This is a genomic window from Aliiroseovarius sp. Z3, assembly GCF_029105185.1.
GTDB lineage: Bacteria > Pseudomonadota > Alphaproteobacteria > Rhodobacterales > Rhodobacteraceae > Aliiroseovarius.
Window position 1 is genome coordinate 119746 of the sequence record NZ_JAFMZK010000009.1, and the last position, 15590, is coordinate 135335.

At 60.1% G+C, this 15590-nt stretch carries 15 protein-coding genes; 4 read left to right on the plus strand and 11 right to left on the minus strand.

Annotated elements, in window-relative coordinates:
- Window positions 1–41: 41 nt before the first annotated feature.
- The gene (locus tag J3R80_RS15220; RefSeq protein ID WP_275394647.1) at window positions 42–2093 is read left to right on the plus strand and encodes a ComEC/Rec2 family competence protein; all 2052 of its coding nucleotides are present in this window, start codon (window positions 42–44) and stop codon (window positions 2091–2093) included.
- A gap of 60 nt (window positions 2094–2153) precedes the next feature.
- Window positions 2154–3116 carry a LysR family transcriptional regulator gene (locus J3R80_RS15225; RefSeq protein ID WP_275394648.1) on the plus strand — a complete coding sequence of 321 codons (963 nt, stop codon included), beginning with the start codon at window positions 2154–2156 and terminating at the stop codon, window positions 3114–3116.
- Here J3R80_RS15225 and J3R80_RS15230 read toward each other — a convergent pair.
- The 11 genes from J3R80_RS15230 to secG form a co-directional block, all read right to left on the minus strand.
- On the minus strand, window positions 3113–4333 hold the full coding sequence (locus J3R80_RS15230; RefSeq protein ID WP_275394649.1) for an aminotransferase class I/II-fold pyridoxal phosphate-dependent enzyme: 1221 nt from the start codon (window positions 4331–4333) through the stop codon (window positions 3113–3115). The two genes, J3R80_RS15225 and J3R80_RS15230, sit on opposite strands and share 4 nt — an antisense overlap.
- A gap of 199 nt (window positions 4334–4532) precedes the next feature.
- Window positions 4533–5912 carry a glutamine synthetase family protein gene (locus J3R80_RS15235; RefSeq protein WP_275394650.1) on the minus strand — a complete coding sequence of 460 codons (1380 nt, stop codon included), beginning with the start codon at window positions 5910–5912 and terminating at the stop codon, window positions 4533–4535.
- Window positions 5912–6592 carry a type 1 glutamine amidotransferase gene (locus J3R80_RS15240; RefSeq protein WP_275394651.1) on the minus strand — a complete coding sequence of 227 codons (681 nt, stop codon included), beginning with the start codon at window positions 6590–6592 and terminating at the stop codon, window positions 5912–5914. Before J3R80_RS15240 ends, J3R80_RS15235 begins: the two co-directional genes overlap by 1 nt.
- Window positions 6593–6699: 107 nt before the next feature.
- Complete coding sequence (locus tag J3R80_RS15245; RefSeq protein ID WP_275394652.1) at window positions 6700–7506, minus strand: ABC transporter permease subunit; 807 nt, start codon at window positions 7504–7506, stop codon at window positions 6700–6702.
- On the minus strand, window positions 7503–8387 hold the full coding sequence (locus J3R80_RS15250) for an ABC transporter permease subunit (protein ID WP_275394653.1): 885 nt from the start codon (window positions 8385–8387) through the stop codon (window positions 7503–7505). Before J3R80_RS15250 ends, J3R80_RS15245 begins: the two co-directional genes overlap by 4 nt.
- 100 nt (window positions 8388–8487) lie before the next feature.
- Window positions 8488–9207 (minus strand): transporter substrate-binding domain-containing protein, encoded by a 720-nt coding sequence (locus J3R80_RS15255; protein ID WP_275394654.1) that lies wholly within the window; start codon window positions 9205–9207, stop codon window positions 8488–8490.
- 41 nt (window positions 9208–9248) lie between these two features.
- Window positions 9249–10052, minus strand: coding sequence for an amino acid ABC transporter ATP-binding protein (locus J3R80_RS15260; protein WP_275394655.1), 804 nt, complete (start codon window positions 10050–10052; stop codon window positions 9249–9251).
- A gap of 235 nt (window positions 10053–10287) precedes the next feature.
- Window positions 10288–10740: a TerB family tellurite resistance protein gene (locus J3R80_RS15265; protein ID WP_275394656.1), complete on the minus strand. Its 453-nt coding sequence runs from the start codon at window positions 10738–10740 to the stop codon at window positions 10288–10290.
- A gap of 107 nt (window positions 10741–10847) precedes the next feature.
- Window positions 10848–11525 carry a hypothetical protein gene (locus J3R80_RS15270; RefSeq protein ID WP_275394657.1) on the minus strand — a complete coding sequence of 226 codons (678 nt, stop codon included), beginning with the start codon at window positions 11523–11525 and terminating at the stop codon, window positions 10848–10850.
- A complete protein-coding gene (locus J3R80_RS15275) occupies window positions 11522–13165 on the minus strand; it encodes a CTP synthase (RefSeq protein WP_275394658.1) in 1644 nt (547 codons plus the stop codon). Before J3R80_RS15275 ends, J3R80_RS15270 begins: the two co-directional genes overlap by 4 nt.
- A gap of 198 nt (window positions 13166–13363) precedes the next feature.
- Window positions 13364–13741: a preprotein translocase subunit SecG gene (gene secG, locus J3R80_RS15280; RefSeq protein ID WP_275394659.1), complete on the minus strand. Its 378-nt coding sequence runs from the start codon at window positions 13739–13741 to the stop codon at window positions 13364–13366.
- Window positions 13742–13939: 198 nt separating this feature from the next.
- Between secG and J3R80_RS15285 the strand changes: the two genes are divergently transcribed.
- Together J3R80_RS15285 and J3R80_RS15290 are read left to right on the plus strand one after the other, a co-directional pair.
- The gene (locus J3R80_RS15285; protein WP_275394660.1) at window positions 13940–15253 is read left to right on the plus strand and encodes an adenylosuccinate synthase; all 1314 of its coding nucleotides are present in this window, start codon (window positions 13940–13942) and stop codon (window positions 15251–15253) included.
- Window positions 15254–15264: 11 nt separating this feature from the next.
- On the plus strand, window positions 15265–15543 hold the full coding sequence (locus tag J3R80_RS15290) for a DUF2842 domain-containing protein (RefSeq protein WP_275394661.1): 279 nt from the start codon (window positions 15265–15267) through the stop codon (window positions 15541–15543).
- Window positions 15544–15590: the final 47 nt, after the last annotated feature.

Here is a 15590-nt window from a genome sequence, read left to right on the forward strand (position 1 = left end):
GTCCCGACAGGCTTTACGCAAAAGGGAGGCCGTGAACAAGGGTGCTGGTCCACAAGTTCCTGACCCGGATCGAGGAAGAGCGGGGACATCTGCTGCACTGGGCACCGTTGTTTCTGGGAGCAGGGATTGGAATATACTTCGGGCTTCTGAGCGAACCGACCGTGCCGGTCTATGCGGGGCTGGTCCTGTTGATCGTGATCTGTGCCGTGACTGCGCGCCTTTGGCCCTGGGGGATCGGGCCGCTGGCCATCGCCATTGGATTGGTGGCCCTGGGTGTCTGTCTGGCAGGAGCACGGGCGCATCTGGTGGCCGAGCCGGTGATGGGCTTTCGCTATTATGGCCCGGTGGAAGGTCGGATCGTGAACATTGATCGGTCGCAATCTGATGCGGTGCGCCTGACGCTGGATCAGGTGCGGCTGGATGATGTGGGGCCGCGAAACCGTGCGACCACCGTGCGGGTGTCTTTGCATGGGGACCAGCGGTTTCTGTCCCCGGCCATCGGTCAGCGCATTGCGTTAACGGCCCATCTGTCCGGCCCCAATGGCCCCGTTGAACCCGGTGGTTTCGATTTCCAGCGTATGGCGTGGTTTCGTGGTATCGGGGCCGTCGGATACACCCGCGTACCAGCCTTGTTGCTGAAACCGCCCGAACCTGGCGTCGCACTGGCGGTGGCGCGCTTGCGTCAGGCAATCTCGGGTTGGGTGCGGGGCGTGTTGCCGGACGAAACCGGGGCGTTCGCCGCTGCGATCACCACCGGAGACCGATCCACCATGGACCGATCGACAATTGAGGCGCTGCGGGCCTCGAATCTTGCCCACCTACTGGCGATCTCTGGCTTGCATATGGGCCTGCTGACCGGGTTCATATTTCAGGCCACCCGGATGCTGCTTAGCCTTTGGCAGCGTATCGCCCTGCGGTTTCCCATCAAGAAACTCGCAGCCTGCGTGGCAATCCTGTCGGGCGGTTTTTATCTGGCGCTGTCTGGCGGCAATATCGCGACCGAACGGGCCTTCATCATGGTTGCGACCATGTTCGTGGCGATCCTGTTCGACCGCCGTGCCTTGTCGCTGCGCGCTGTCGCCATGGCCGCGATCATCGTCATGACCCTGCACCCCGAGGCGCTGGTCGAGCCGGGCTTCCAGATGTCCTTTGCGGCAACAACGGCGCTGGTTGCGGTGTTTGGCTGGCTTCGGGATCGAACACAGGATGAACGGGCGTGGCGTGCTCCAAAGTGGTCACGCCCCGTGCTTGCCGTGGTGATTTCGTCCTTCGTGGCGGGGCTGGCCACCGCGCCATTTGGGGCCGCGCATTTCAACCAGATCAGCCATTTTGGCTTGCTGGCCAACCTTCTGTCCGTGCCGGTCATGGGGGCGTTGATCATGCCGCTGGCGGTGCTGGCGGCGCTTCTGTCTCCGATCGGTCTGGGGTGGCTGCCCCTGAAACTGATGGGACCGGCAATCGACTGGATCATCGGGGTGGCGCGCTTCGTTTCGTCGCTGGATGGGGCGACGGGTCAGGTGCCTGCACCGCCCGAAGCGGTGCTGCCGCTCGTCGCATTGGGGGGCATCTTGGCCACGCTGCTGAAGACCCGCGCGCGGTGGATGGCGCTGGTGCCATTTGCCTTCGCGGGGGTGTTGTGGTCCCAAACCGTGCGCCCACCTGTCCTGATCAGTGCGACCGGTGGCTTGGTCGGGGTGATGACTGATCAGGGCCGTGCTTTATCCAAACCGCGTGGCGAGAGTTTCGCCGCGCTGTCGTGGCTTGAGAATGACGGCGATCCTGCGGATCAGAAGACGGCTTTCGCCCGCGCCGGCTTTACGGGAACCAAAGGACAGATGCGTGTCGAGGTTTCAGGGGTGACCTTGGTCCACCTGACGGGGCGGGGCGCCGGGGATCGGGTGGCTGAGGTATGTGCTGATGCCGATCTGGTGGTGCTGTCCGGCAAAATGACCAAACCCGCCCCGCCGGGTTGCGTTGTGCTGGACCGTGCAACCCTGACCGAAATGGGCGCGGTCGCGCTGTGGCCCGATGCCAAGGAAATTCGCATCGAAACAGCCCGCGCACGATCCGGCGACCGGTTGTGGACGCGTTGATGCGCAAGCCTGTTGCCCGCCACGCCCAAAATCCCTAGCTTTCCCGCAAAGGAGTTGGGAATGGTTGAAACAGCCGGGCGTATCACCCTTTGGGGGGTCGAAGTCTTCGTGGCTGCGGCTGACGAACGCTCGATTTCTGTGGCGGCACGCAGGTTGGGGGCCAGCCCGTCCTCGGTCAGCCAGCAATTGACCAATCTGGAAACCGCGCTGGGCACCACGCTTCTGGACCGATCCGCCCGTCCGATGAACCTGACACCTGCCGGGGCGCTGTTTTTGAAACGTGCGCAGGCGATCCTGAACGAGGCCGAACAGGCGCGCGCTGAACTGGCGCTGGGGGCCATGTCACAATTGTCGCGCCTGCGCCTTGGCATGATCGAGGATTTCGACGCCGATGTGACGCCGCGACTGCTGTCGGAACTTGCGATTGAACTGCGATCCACCCGATTTCTTTTGGAAACCGGCGCTTCGCACCGGCTGCATGACCAGTTGGATGCGCGCGCGCTGGATGTGATCATCGCCGCTGATACGGGCGCATCGGCGGACTGGATGGAAGTGCACGCCTTGATGGAGGAACCCTTCGTCGCCGCCGTGCCGAAGGGCGTGATCGACACGGCGAACCCGACCCAGACTCTGCAGGATCTGCCGCTGGTGCAGTACACGGCGCGTCACCACATGGGGCGGGTGATCTCGGATCATCTGGCCCGGCAGAACATCCACCTGCACAACCGGTTCGAGTTGGACAGCTATCACGCCATCATGGCGATGGTCGCGGCGGGTGCGGGCTGGACGATCATAACACCGTTGGGGTTTTTCCATGCCCAACGGTTTCGGGCACAGACAGAGTTGATCGAACTGCCCTTCGCACCCATGACCCGCCGGATCAATCTGACGGCGCGCGAGGGTGTGTTGGGAAAGTTGCCACATGACATGGCAAGCCGTGCCCGGACCATCCTGACCGACATGATCGTTGAACCTGCCGCGCAGGCTTATCCTTGGTTGCGCGACAAGCTGGTCGTGCTTTAGGCGGCGTTCGTCTTGGCAGACGGTGCTTTTACATCCGCTGCCGCCGCAACCAACGCATCCGCAATGAAATCCAGATCGGGCCGTTTCAGCCGCACGGGAAGGCGCGTGTCACAGGCGCGCATCAACATGTCGCGGGTCTGTGGCAACTCGCCCTGATCGCCGATGAAATGCCAGTTCCAGAAGGCGCGCGCGTTGTCCGTGCTCATCCCGAACACCTGGACCGAGACACCGCGCTGCTTCGCGGCGTCCTGAAAGGCGCGGGTGTCGTCGTCGCTCATGCCAACAAGGTTGAACTGGATGGAATCCGGCGCGCGGGTTTCCGGGGAAAGAGGTGGCGGTACGTCGATCCACGGGCTTTGGTTCAGCTTCTCGGCGACGTAATCGTGGTTCTTCAGCCCATCTGTCACCCGGCGCTGCAACTCGCCCAACTGGGGCCGGATAACCGCCGCCGACAGGTTCGACAGGCGCGTGTTATACAGCGGCAATTGGTTCTGCCAGCGTGCAAATGCGTCCTCTAGGCTTGATGTATTGTCGCCGTGCGGGGCTTTGTGCTTTTTCCAATTGTGCTCATACGCGCCCGACATGATGACGGCGCGGGCAATCAGATCGGCATCATCTGTGATCAGGATCCCGCCTTCGCCTGCGTTCAGCATCTTGTAGGACTGGAACGAGAAACAGCCGATCTTGCCGATGGTTCCGATCTTGCACCCGTGCCACAATGTGCCCAGCGAATGGGCGGCGTCTTCGATCACCGGAACGCCCGCCGCATCGCACAGCGCCATGATGGCGTCCATGTCGGACGTATGCCCGCGCATGTGACTGATGATCACCGCCTTGACGTCACCGGTCAGCTTGGCCGCGAAATCATCCATGTCGATGCGGTAATTGTCTTTGACCTCAACCAGCACCGGTTGGCAATCGGCATGCACGACCGAGCTTGGCACGGCGGCAAAGGTGAAGGCCGGGATCAGAACCTTGGCATCGCGTGGCAGGTTCAGCGCCTTCAGCGACAGAAACAGCGCGGCTGAGCAGCTGGCCACGGCCAGCGCATATTTTGCGCCCATCATCTCGGCAAATTCGGCCTCTAGCAGGCTGACAGGGGCATCTTCGGGTGCGGTGTATCGAAACAGGTCGCCGGATTGCAAAAGCCGGTCAATCTCGGCGCGGGCGGCTTCGGGGATGGGTTCGGCGTCATAGACGTTGGGGGCAAGGGTCAAAGTCGGCTCCTGCTCGTGTGGACGAGAATCGGGTCGATTTCGATTTGCCGAAACTCTTCTTCGGATAATCCGTAGATGAGTTGCCCCCGAAAAACCAGAGAAATGTGCCGGTCCGGGTGGTCTGAACACGCACCCGCCGATGATTGCCCGACTGCGAAACCGTCAGGGCGCGTCGTTTCCCGACGCGCCCTGCCTTGTCTTAGACGTTCAACAGAAGATGTTCGCGTTCCCATGGGCTGATAACCTGAAGGAACTCGTTGTATTCGGTCTGTTTCACGATCGAATAAACGCGCGCAAATTCCGGCCCCAGAACCTCATGCAGGCTTGTTGCCTTGTCAAAAAGTTCAAGCGCGAAGCCCAGATCGCGGGGAATATCTTCATCCCCTTCATAGGCGTCACCGCGATATTGCGCGGTCGGCCGCTTTTCTTCCACAAGGCCAAGATAACCCGCAGCGAGGCTGGCAGCGATCCCGAGATAGGGGTTGCAATCCATGCCTGCGATACGATTTTCCACCCGCCGGGCCTTGGGCGAGGACAACGGCACGCGGATGCCCGTTGTGCGGTTGTCACGGCCCCATTCCAGATTGATGGGGGCGGCATTGTCTTTCACATAACGGCGATAGCTGTTCACATATGGCGCCAGCACCGCCACCGCGCTGGGCAGGTGGTTCTGCATCCCGGCGATAAAGTGGAAAAACGCGTCCGTGTCGCCGCCCTGCGGTCCGGCAAAGATGTTTTCGCCGGTTTTGCGATCCAGAACCGAGTGGTGGATATGCATGGCCGAACCCGGTTCTTCGGCGATCGGCTTCGCCATGAAGGTGGCAAAGCAATCGTGACGCAATGCTGCCTCGCGGATCAGGCGTTTGAAATAGAAAACTTCGTCCGCCAGCTTGATCGGGTCGCCGTGGATCAGGTTGATCTCCAACTGTCCCGCACCGCCTTCCTGGGTGATGCCGTCGATCTCAAACCCTTGCGCTTCGGCGAAATCATAGATGTCGTCAATGACAGGGCCAAATTCATCGACCGCCGTCATCGAATAGGCCTGACGTGCAGCAGCAGGGCGGCCCGAGCGGCCCATCATCGGCTTGATCTTCTCAGCCGGGTCAATGTTGCGCGCGACCAGATAGAACTCCATCTCGGGCGCGACGATCGGCTCCCATCCCTTGGCGTGATACAAATCAACCACCCGCCGCAGCACATTGCGCGGGCTGAAGGGGATCGGGTTCTTCTTGCGATCAAACGCATCATGGATGACCTGAAGCGTCCAGTCGCCTGTCCAGGGCGCGGCGGTGGCGGTGGACATGTCGGGCACCAGTGTCATGTCACGCTCGATGAACCCTTCATCGCCCGCGGCTTCGCCCCAATCCCCGGTGATGGTCTGATAAAACACACTGTCGGGCAGGTGGAAGTAATCCTGCCGCGCGAACTTGCCAGCGGGCACGGCCTTTCCGCGTGCAATGCCGGGCAGGTCCGAGATGATACACTCAACCTCGTCCAGCCGCTTGCCATCAAGATATTGCTGTGCGGCTTCGGGCAGGTCTTGCATCCACGTGTTGGGATCTGTCTTCGAACTGTCCATCACTTGTCCCCTTTATTCAGGATCTGTGCCATCTGGTCTGCGAATTTGTCGGCGTCTATGGTCTGTGTCAGCCCGTCTTGGGCGTGGGACAGTATGTCCTCGGATATGTTGCCGCGACCGCGGTATTTGATCAAAGCGTCGATCATCTTGGCGGTAAATTCCGGGTGGGGCTGGATTGTCATGATCTTGTCGCCAATCATCAACCCGGCATTCTGGCAAAAATCGTTCGAGGCAAAGACACGCGCCCCTTCGGGCAGCTCGGTCACCTGATCCTGATGCCACGCATTCAAGGCGACCTGTTCGCCGTCAATGTCATAGACCTGACGCCCTACGGCCCAGCCGCCATCAAACTTCTCGACCTTGCCGCCAAGCGCCTGCGCGATGATCTGATGGCCAAAGCAAACACCGACCAGCGGCAGGTCTGCATCGCGAATGTCGCGAATCAACGTCTCAAGCGGTTCGATCCAGTCGTGATCTTCATAAGCCCCGTGTTTGGACCCCGTGATCAGCCAGCCATCTGCCGCATCAGGACCATCGGGGAACTGGTTGTCAACCACGCTGTAGGTTGTGAAGTCATAGCCATGCCCGTCCAGAAGTCGGGTGAACATCTGGCCGTAATCGCCCAGATCGTCACGCACTTCATCAGGGGAATGGCCGGTTTGAAGGATGCCGATCCGCATGAATCACCGAATTTGATCAAATTATGAACCGGACACTAACCGAGCGTCCGAGCCGGGGCAAGGGGGGATTTTGGACAGCGTATGAGCTGCCCGCCGCAGGGGTGCCGTTAACGCATCAACGTGCGCATGAAGCCGGGGCGACGGACGACCACTTGTGGCAGATGCCGGTTCAACCGCTTTCCAACCTGACCAAATATCGTGATCACCACCAGCGTCAGGATGATGAAGAACCCGGCCAGAATGGGGTAGGGGACGAAGGGATTGAACGTCTTGTCGGCAAAATAGCTGGCATAATAAAGCGCGTCTCCGCGTTGTCCCCAGACGGGAAAACCCGAGAAAAAGACCAGCGCGGTTGCGTGAAACAAGAAGATCGCTTCATTTGTATAGGCAGGCCATGCCAGCCTGAGCATTGATGGCCAGACGATCCGGGTGAATCGTGTCCGCCCGGTGATGCCATAAGCATCCGCTGCCTCAAGATCGCCCTTGGGGATGGATTGCAGCGCGCCATAGAAAATCTCGGCAGTGTAGGCCGTGGTGTTCAGAAACAACACCAGTGTCGCCCCCAACCACGCCGAGGTGAAAGGCGCGAAGAACGGCAAGCTCTGCTTCAGCACCACAAAAACCGCATAGGCAAAGAACATCTGGATAAACAGGGGAGAGCCGCGAAAGACATAGATGACAAATTCGGCCGGTTTGCGCAGCCACGGATTGGCGCTGTTCTTGGCCAGCGCCAGACCTGTGGCGGCAAAGAAGCCAAACGCGATGGCGATCAGGCCGAAATAGATGTTCCAGATCATGCCAGATCCGATCAGCGTCACCTGTTCGCATAACGTGAAGTCTTCGCGCGGCAGCAGCCGTTCCCCGATACCGACCGAGCGAAGGGCATAGTCCTGTATGGTTTGCAGGCAGCTCATTGTGCGGCCTTTCGTTGCGCTTCACCGGCGGCGGTGGCCTGTCCATGTGACAGGCGCTGCGTGATGCGTTTGAAGATGCGTTCGCTGACCGATGTCAGCATCAGGTAAAAGACCAGAAGCCCGAAGAAATAGATCGCATGCCAGTTGCCATGCGGATAGTCCGAGAACCGGGCGGTCTTGGTGGCCCCCAGTTCGCGCGCCCAATAGACGATGTCTTCGACCCCCAACAGGAACAAAAGCGGCGTCGCTTTCACAAGGATCATCCACAGGTTCGACAAGCCGGGCAGGGCATAGATCCACATTTGCGGCACAAGGATACGCCAGAATGTCTGGCGCGTGGTCATGCCATAGGCCTCGGCGGTTTCAAGCTGGGCGCGTGGCACGGCCCGCATGGCGCCATAGAGTACATTGGCCGCGAAAGCACCGAACACGATCGAGAAGGTCAGAACCGCCAGCGCAAACCCATAGGTTTCGTGGATCCATTGCGGGCTGGTGGACAACGGCAGCTTGGCCTGCGTACAGACCACAAAGTCGTTGCCTTGCCGGATCGGTTCAGACCAGTCCGGGCATTTCACCTTATGGCGCAGATATTCGAACGCCTGATCCAGCGCGATGACGAAAAACATGAAAAAAGCGATGTCGGGCACACCGCGCACAATCGCCGTATAGGTCTTGCCCAGAAGGCTGAGCGGTAGGAACCGCGACCGCGCGGCCGAGGCACCTGCAAAGCCGAACAGCAGCGCCACCGGTGCGGTGATCAAGAGCAACACAATCACCGTCACGAACGAGAAATAGAACCCCATGTGCTTGCCCGTGGTCAGGTAGCAACTGAGCCAGGTCAGGCCTTCAAGCGTTGACGGGTCGGTGCAGTAGGAAAACATCGCGATTGCCGATCAGGGGTGTCCCGGCGCGCCGTTGGGGGCGCGTCATTCGGGCAAGGAAATGGCCCACGCGACAGATACGCGTGGGCCAAGGTTCAGATTAGAATTGCGAAGCGACTTCCCACTTGGCAATCAACTCGTTCAGCGAACCGTCATCCTTCATCGACTGGATCGCCGCGTCGAACGTGTCGCGCAGCTCGCCATCGCTTTCACGAAGGCCCATGCCGACACCGCCGCCGATGGCTTCCATCCGCTCAAGCATCACCAGCCCGTCCGAGCCGACCATCGTGTCAAGGAAGCTCTTGTCGGCCAGAACCGCATCCGCTTCGCCGCTTTTCACGGCCGCAATGGTTTCTTCGGGGGTCGGAAACTCGACCACGGTCCAGCCTTGTTCAGCAACAAATGCGGCCTGAATGGTGGTGGCCTGAGCGGCAACAATACCAGCGGCCGGATCCACGTCAGCCGACATTGCCAGATAAGCCGAGGGATCTGGCGGGGTATAAGGCTGAGTGAAGTCAATGACTTCGTCACGCTCGTCAGTGATCGACATGCCCGCGATGATGGCGTCATAGTTGCCCGAGACAAGGTTCGGAATGATGGTGTCCCATTCGTTCTTCACCCATTCACAGGTCAGTTCGGCACGCTTGCACAGCTCGTCGCCCAGCTCGCGTTCGAAGCCGTCGATCTCGCCCGCGTCATTCACGAAGTTCCACGGGGCATAGGCGCCTTCGGTGCCCAGGCGCACGGTGTCGCCGCTCTGGGCCAGTGCGAAGCCGGCCGTGACCGCAAGTGCCGCGGTCGAAAGGATCAGCTTTTTCATTAGTAAACTCCCTTTGGTTTTGGTTTTCTTGGATTTTCAGATCAGCCCGGTTGGGTGGCCGATAGAAACTGCTTAAGGCGTTCGCTTTTTGGCGATCCAAATAGCGTTTCGGGCGGGCCTTCTTCTTCGATCAGACCCTGATGCAGAAAGATAACATGGTCAGACACATCTGCGGCCAGTCGCATGTCATGTGTGACGATCACCATCGTGCGGCCTTCGGCGGCAAGGTCCTTGATGACTTTCACGACCTCCTGCTCCAGCTCCGGATCCAGCGCCGAGGTGGGCTCGTCGAACAGCAGCGCCTTTGGTTCCATGCACAGCGCACGCGCGATGGCGGCGCGTTGTTGCTGTCCCCCGGACAGTTGCGCAGGCCAGACATCGCATTTGTCGCCGATCCCGACCTTCGCCAGATAGGCGCGGGCTTTGTCCTCGACCTCGGCCTTGTCGCGTCCCAGCACGGTGACGGGCGCTTCCATCACGTTTTGCAGGATCGTCATGTGAGACCACAGGTTGAACTGCTGAAACACCATCGACAGGTTGGTGCGGATACGCGTGACCTGTGCACGGTCGGCCGGGTGCCGGTGCAGTGCGTGACCGCGCCAGGCAATCGGTTCGCCTTCAAACAGAATGTCGCCTTGCTGGCTGTCTTCCAAAAGGTTGGCGCAGCGCAACAGCGTCGATTTGCCCGATCCGGACGAGCCGATCAGCGACACAACATGCCCGCGTTCGGCCACCAGATCGACGCCTTTCAGGACTTCAAGCGCACCGTAGCTTTTGTGAAGGTCACGGATTTCGATCACAGGCGCGGCTGTGGTGGGGTCTGGGGTCGCTTTGTCTAGTGGCACGCAAGAAACCTGGTTGTGAAACAAGTGGTGTGACACCGGAGTAGGGCGCATATTTATCTGAAATGCAACGGCGAAAAGGCGGGGAAGTTGCGTAAATCCGGGCGGATCGGCGGTCCGGCAGGGCAAATCGCATAAGGGCGCCCGCGTTGTGCGCGCTGCGGTTGAACTGGTCGTCCCGGCAGAGCATGTGTTGATAGGCACCGCTGACGCGCGGATGCGTCGCCATCAAGGATGGTTAGCCGCCGCCGTTGATCGCCTGCAAGGCGCGCTGACGTGCGGTGTTGCTTTGCAGATCGGTGATGCCAAGAAACCGTGGGATCATCCGCATCAACGCATCCTCTTCCGCCGTGCGCACGCCATCTGCCAGCACCACGGACCAAGCCGCTTCGATCACCGCGATCCGGTCGTCCAACGGCACCCCATCCTTCACGGCGTTGGTGAACCGCACCGTGTCGGGGGCTTCGGCCTCCAATTGCTCGGCCTTCTGGCGCAGTTCTGCGGCGCTGTCCGGTGTCAAGCCGTAGCGATGGGATAGAATGCGGGTGATTTCAGCAACTTCGGATGCGCCATAAGCGTGGTCCGAACGCGCCAGCCGCACCAGAAGGGCCGCGATGGCCAGACGTGCATCATCTTCGCCCAACGGGTTGGGGTCTGGTTGGCTGAGTTTTCTGAGAAGGGATCGGATCATGTCATCAACTTATGGAACTTCTCAGGAATTACCAGCCTGCCAATCCTGTTTCAGATCACATCGCCGTCAGGTCGTTCGCGTGTCTGTACCAAGCACGAGCGTTCACATCAGTTGACCAGCCCGGGCAGGGCAAACCGGATGTCGTCAACTGCAATTCCCCCCGGATCGCGATGGGTCAACGTGACCGCTTGCGCTGCCGGAGCGATAAGCACGCCAACCTCGTTCACACCATGGTCGGGATGGATTGTGTGTCGTCCGATCACATCACCGGTTTTGTCGAAAAAAGAAAATGTCACAGGCCCCGGCTTCGGACGGGTGCCCAGCGGGTCGGGATAGTCCGCGTGGAGCCGGATTGCGAATGCCGGCGTCGCGTGCCCAAACACGAAAGCGAGCGCACCTTCCCCGCGCCCTGATCGGTGTTCAAACCCATTGGGGCCAATCGGAAAGGCTGCGTTGGATCCGAACCCGGCGTGAAATGCCACAGCGATGGTTGCGGTTTTGTCGCCCGTTTGTGCGGCAAGCGGTTGCGAGGGATGACCTGTCAGCGTCTCGAAACCCTCGACCGTATGCCGGGTTTGGCCAGCAAGCATTGCCCCCAGTGTCATGCCGTGAAAGCGCAGCGGGCCGGGCAATGATTGTCCCGGCTCTGGCATCGTTGCGAAGCCCTCAAAATCGACAAGGCCGGGCAAACGCCCGGCCAATTCCGCATAATCGACTGATATGATCTCACCGCCCCACAACGGTGTTGCGCTCAAGGCCAGTACTATGGCCCAGACCTTGATCACACCAGCCGCTCAATGTCTTTCGCAGCACGCACGAAATCGGCGAACAAGGGGGCCGGGTTGAACGGCTTGGATTTCAGTTCCGGGTGGAACTGCACGCCAACGAACCACGGATGATCTTTCCACTCGACAATTTCCGGCAGGCGCCCATCGGGGGACATGCCCGAGAATTGCAGTCCACAGGTTTCCAGCTTGTCGCGGTATTTGGTGTCGACTTCGTAACGGTGGCGATGGCGTTCTTCTATGGTGGTTGTGCCGTAAACTTCGGCAACCTTCGATCCTTCGGCCAGCGTGGCGGTATAGGCGCCCAGCCGCATCGTGCCGCCTTTGTCGTCCGAGACCTTGCGCTTGACCTTGTAATTGCCCTGCACCCATTCCTTCAGGTGATAAACAACGGGCGTGAAACGGGTTTCGCCCGCCTCATGGTCAAACTCCTCGGACCCGGCGTCCTTGATGCCGGCCACATTGCGCGCCGCTTCAACAACCGCCATCTGCATCCCCAAACAAATCCCCAGATAGGGGATCTTGCGTTCACGGGCAAACTGCGCGGCCTTGATCTTACCTTCCGTGCCGCGTTCGCCAAACCCGCCGGGGACAAGGATTGCGTGGAAGCCTTCCAGATATGGGGCCGGGTCTTCCTGATCGAACAGTTCCGCATCCACCCATTCCAGCTTCACCCGCACTCGATTGGCCATACCGCCGTGCATCAAGGCTTCTTTGATCGACTTATAGGCGTCTTCAAGCTGGATGTATTTGCCCACAACGGCCACACGCACTTCGCCTTCGGCATTGTGAATACGGTCTTCGACATCTTCCCAACGGCGCAGGTCGGGTTTCGGGGCTGGGGCAATCTGGAATGCGTCCAGCACCGCCTGATCCAGACCGACATTGTGGAAAGCCATCGGTGCTTCGTAAATCGACTTCAGGTCATAGGCCGGGATCACCGCATCGGGGCGCACGTTGCAGAACAGCGCGATCTTGGCGCGTTCCTTTTCCGGGATTTCATGTTCGGCGCGGCAGACCAGGACATCCGGGGCGATCCCGATTGAGCGCAATTCCTTGACCGAGTGCTGGGTGGGTTTCGTCTTCAACTCGCCCGAGGCGGCCAGATAGGGCAACAGGGTGAGGTGCATGAAGATGCACTGACCGCGCGGACGTTCCTGACTGAACTGGCGGATGGCCTCGAAAAAGGGCAGGGCCTCGATATCACCGACCGTGCCGCCGATTTCGCACAGCATGAAATCGACCTCGTCATCGCCGATTTCGATGAAGTCCTTGATTTCGTTGGTGACGTGGGGGATCACCTGAATGGTTTTTCCCAGATAGTCGCCGCGCCGTTCTTTTTCCAGAACGGTTGTGTAGATGCGCCCGGAACTGACCGAGTCGGTGTTGCGCGCGGCCACCCCGGTGAAGCGTTCATAGTGGCCAAGGTCCAGATCGGTTTCGGCGCCGTCATCGGTCACGAACACCTCGCCATGTTCAAACGGGCTCATCGTGCCGGGGTCGACGTTCAGATAGGGGTCAAGTTTGCGCATCCGAACGGAATAGCCGCGCGCCTGTAGAAGTGCGCCCAAGGCAGCGGCTGTCAGACCCTTACCCAAAGAAGAAACCACACCGCCGGTGATGAAAATGTAACGTGCCATGCGTCAGGCTGCCCCCGTGAAACCGGCGCATTTGCGCCTGTGAATATTGGCTTTCGAACCCTGCGCGCGGCCATAGAAAAGGCCCCGGCGAATCCGCTGTCCACGGGATTAAAGATATAATCGATTCCGGTTCCCCGCGCAACCAGATCGCAAGATGATGGGGCGGGAAATCCGCCCTGCCTCAAGGTGTTGTGGGTATCAGTCCGCGCGCGGCGGGGTCAGGCTGTCGTCCGCGCTGGTCGGCGGCAGCAGGTCTGTGACATCCGGCGCAGCGGGTGCATCAGGGTCTGCGGCACCGTCAGCGGCGGGGGCTTCAATCCCCAGCGCGTCAACCACCGAGCTGTCAGCCGAGTTCTTTGCCGCAATCACGGTCAAAGTGATCGAGGTGCAGAGAAAAGCGATCGCGAAAACCCAGGTCAGCTTGCCCAGAGCCGTGGCCACCCCGCGTGAAGACATTACGCCACCGCCGCCGCCACCACCGATGCCCAATCCGCCGCCTTCCGAGCGCTGCAAAAGCACGATCCCAATCAGGCCAAGGGCCAGGATCAGGTGAATGACGAGGATGACGTTTTCCATAAGGGACGCTTCCGTGGTTGGGGGTTCGTTCGATCTGCGGCGCTATGTAGGGGAAAAGCCGAAGGGGTGCAAGAAGCGCCGGGCTTCAATATGCATTTCGTTTCCGCGTTTCTCGGATCCCATGCGGATTACGGGTTTCACACAAGGGCATGTGCGGCTATGACCCTAACGGGTTTTCTTTGAGACAGGAAAAAGATCATGGCCAATGTAGTCGTCGTAGGTGCCCAGTGGGGCGATGAAGGAAAGGGCAAGATCGTTGACTGGCTCAGCGAACGTGCCGATGTGATCGCGCGCTTTCAGGGCGGCCATAACGCGGGCCACACGCTGGTCGTGGAAGGCAAGGTCTATAAACTGCACGCATTGCCCTCGGGCGTTGTGCGCGGTGGCAAGCTGTCGGTGATCGGCAACGGGGTTGTTCTGGACCCTTGGCATCTGCTGAACGAGATCGAAACGATCACCGGGCAAGGGGTCGAGATTTCGCCCGAGACGCTGATGATCGCCGAGAACACGCCGCTAATCCTGCCGTTTCACGGCGAACTGGATCGCGCGCGGGAAGAGGCGGCATCCAAGGGCACCAAGATCGGGACCACCGGGCGCGGCATCGGCCCGTGCTACGAAGACAAGGTGGGGCGCCGGGCGATCCGTGTCGCCGATCTGGCGGACGAGGTCACCCTTGAAACCCGCGTGGATCGCGCGCTTCAACACCATGACCCGCTGCGCAAGGGCTTGGGGATCGACCCGATTGATCGTGACGCCCTGATCGCGCAACTGAAAGAGGTCGCCCCGAAAATCCTGCGCTTCGCAGCCCCTGTCTGGAAAGTGCTGAACGAGAAACGCAAGGCCGGCAAACGTATTCTGTTCGAAGGGGCGCAAGGCGCGCTTCTGGACATCGACTTTGGCACCTATCCGTTCGTCACGTCCTCGAACGTGATTGCGGGGCAGGCGGCCACGGGTGTGGGGATCGGCCCCGGCTCGATCGACTATGTGCTGGGCATCGTGAAGGCCTACACCACGCGGGTGGGCGAGGGCCCTTTCCCGACCGAACTTTTGAACGCCGACGGAACCCCGGATGCTGATGGGGAACGTCTGGGCACACGCGGACATGAGTTTGGCACCACGACCGGGCGGCAACGCCGTTGTGGCTGGTTTGATGCGGCCCTTGTGCGCCAGACCTGTGCCACATCGGGTGTGTCTGGCATCTCGCTGACCAAGCTCGACGTGCTGGACGGGTTCGAAACCCTGAAAATCTGTGTCGGATACGAGTTGGACGGCAAGCGGATGGATTACCTGCCGACCGCCGAAAACGAACAGGCCCGCTGCACGCCGATCTATGAGGAAATGCCCGGCTGGTCGGAAACCACGGAAGGCGCACGCAGCTGGAACGACCTGCCCGCCAACGCGATCAAATATGTGAAACGCGTGGAAGAGCTGATTGACTGCCCCGTTGCCCTTCTGTCCACCAGCCCCGAGCGTGACGACACGATCCTTGTTACCGACCCGTTTGCGGATTGATTGGGGGCGCAATGGCACTGAGCTATAAAGCACGTAAGCGTCTGTCTTTGCTGGTTCTTCTGGTCGGTCTGCCGCTTTATATCCTGGTGGCAGTAAAGGTGGTCAGCCTGTTCGACCGCCCGCCGATCCTGCTGGAATTGCTGGTTTATGTCGTGCTGGGTTTTCTGTGGATGATCCCGCTGCGCAGGGTGTTTCTGGGTGTGGGCAAGCCTGACCCGGACGCTGACCCAGACAGCTATCCGCGCGACCCGCTGGATACGCCACAGCAGAAGCGTGGTCCCAAAAACTAACATCGCAATATCTACGTATGGTAAATACAAAAAAGCACGACCCGAAT